This window comes from Colwellia sp. MB02u-10, from assembly GCF_014077185.1.
Classification (GTDB): domain Bacteria; phylum Pseudomonadota; class Gammaproteobacteria; order Enterobacterales; family Alteromonadaceae; genus Cognaticolwellia.
Genome location: NZ_JACGVK010000068.1, coordinates 1 through 1,844, shown reverse-complemented (window position 1 = coordinate 1,844; position 1,844 = coordinate 1). Strand labels below are relative to the sequence as shown.

The window sequence follows — 1,844 nt, the reverse complement described above, 5'->3', positions numbered from 1 at the left end:
TACTATTGCTTATTAATATATATATACTATTGTTTATTAGTGTATATATACTATTGTTTATTAGTGTATATATTAAGGTTGATTTATATCTAAGTGAAATGAAATATGTCAACAACTCTTAGATAACTAATATAATGCATTTAGTAAACCTAAAGCACCTACTAATAAAAAGATCTCCCTGCTCAAAAAGCATACCAAATAGCTCAAAAAGCATACTACGCTAACTTAATGTGGTTGACGTGTCAAACATTTAAAATAATTAACCAACCTAAGCTCCATGGCAAAATTATTATAGATCATGCCTATGTAGATAACTTTAGATTGAACTATACTGTATGTATGCACTGCCACACTCCAAGATGCAGAATTTAGTACCTGAAAATTAGCATTAATTTCATTGGCTGAAATATTAACTATTTTAGCCAATGCTTGACTAAAAAATTTATCAATTTTATCTCTGAATCCCTTCGCGGTTGCAAAATATTTATTATGTCTGACATACTCATTCATGACTTTCCAGCGCCATCTAAAATCAAGTGAATGTGTTTATAATTCAGTGATAAATGTTGAATAGTGTCACTATTTACTTTTCCATAACACTTAACTTGAACTATCGCTAAATTATTTAAATGAATAACGCCAGCACAATACCAACTACGACGGAAAATGCCTGTTAATACCGTAATAAATAATAAAGCGATCATGCCATTTTTCATCGCGGTCATATTATTATTAGCCGCCAGCCCTCTAACAATTAAAGCGATCACCAAGGGCACAACAATCATTTGAATAATCGCTAAAAAGACTTATCCGAGTAAGGTAAGCCGTTATAATTTTGATTAATATCAAGGTTTCACAAGTCCTCGCTTTTAGAAAACGAGTGATAACGCTTAAGCAGCAAAATTTCAGAGCGCTTAAAACACACCTGTTAAATGATATAATAATTATTCATGCATTTACGTGCGCGGTACCTCGCATTATTCTAAACTGAAAGCAGGTTTATTTAGCTAGTGCGCGCATGGTAAAGTCTTTACGTAAACTTAAGAAAAAAAAATGGATATAAGCTTGTTCATATTATCGATAAGCCTAGATTTCTTTGTAAAAACCATATTCGATCCGCACAATTAAAATTATCTATGTAAACCCGTAAAACGGCCTTTATTGCAATAACCACAACAATGGAAATATTATGATCACATTAAATGCAACTATGCCTGATGGGCAACTTAAAGAATTAAAAGATGGTGAGATGATCACCCACAAAACGTCAGAACTTTTCGCTAACAAAAAAGTGGTGATGTTTGCCGTACCTGGCGCATTTACCCCAACCTGTTCAGTAACGCATTTACCTGGCTATGTGGTTTCAGCTGACGAGTTAAAAGCAAAAGGCGTTGACGCTATTATTTGCGTCGCGATTAATGACGCCTTCGTAATGTCAGCTTGGGGTAAAGCACAAAATGCTGAAAACCTGATGATGTTGGCCGATGGCGATGGTAGCTACACCAAAGCACTGGGTCTTGAAATGGACACAGCAGCGTTTGGTGGCTTACGCTCGCAACGCTATTCTATGGTGATCGACAATGGTGTTGTAACAAACTTAAACGTTGAAAAGCCTCAAGAATTTGAAATCAGTAATGCTGAAACTATTCTTAAACAGCTGTAAAAGCAATGTAATCTGCTATTAAAGCAAAAAGGGAGCAATGGCTCTAATGCCGTTCTCTTAAGGTGAACGGCATTTTTATTTCTAGCATATCGCTGTGGCCTAGGCTTCACTTGCCGAGGAAACGTTCTCTCTCGCCGAGGCGGTAAAATAAGACTTTCAGCCATATTGTAAAAATTCTTCA

3 protein-coding genes are annotated in these 1,844 nt (G+C 35.5%); 1 reads left to right on the top strand and 2 read right to left on the bottom strand.

Annotation, left to right across the window (positions count from 1 at the left end; genetic code table 11):
• Positions 1–225: 225 nt before the first annotated feature.
• Positions 226–510, bottom strand: coding sequence for a hypothetical protein (locus H4J59_RS01775; protein ID WP_182236304.1), 285 nt, complete (start codon positions 508–510; stop codon positions 226–228).
• Entirely contained in the window at positions 507–785 is a 279-nt protein-coding gene (locus H4J59_RS19255) for a hypothetical protein (RefSeq protein WP_259369349.1), read from the bottom strand. Before H4J59_RS19255 ends, H4J59_RS01775 begins: the two co-directional genes overlap by 4 nt.
• 425 nt (positions 786–1,210) lie before the next feature.
• Between H4J59_RS19255 and H4J59_RS01765 the strand changes: the two genes are divergently transcribed.
• Positions 1,211–1,663, top strand: coding sequence for a peroxiredoxin (locus H4J59_RS01765; RefSeq protein WP_404851996.1), 453 nt, complete (start codon positions 1,211–1,213; stop codon positions 1,661–1,663).
• Positions 1,664–1,844 lie beyond the last annotated feature (181 nt).

What these genes read in the sequence shown, in the direction of transcription:
- H4J59_RS01775 (WP_182236304.1), bottom strand. Translation starts at nt 510, where the DNA reads ATGAATGAGTATGTCAGACATAATAAATATTTTGCAACCGCGAAGGGA.
- H4J59_RS01765 (WP_404851996.1), top strand. Translation starts at nt 1,211, where the DNA reads ATGCCTGATGGGCAACTTAAAGAATTAAAAGATGGTGAGATGATCACC.
- H4J59_RS19255 (WP_259369349.1), bottom strand. Translation starts at nt 785, where the DNA reads ATGATTGTTGTGCCCTTGGTGATCGCTTTAATTGTTAGAGGGCTGGCG.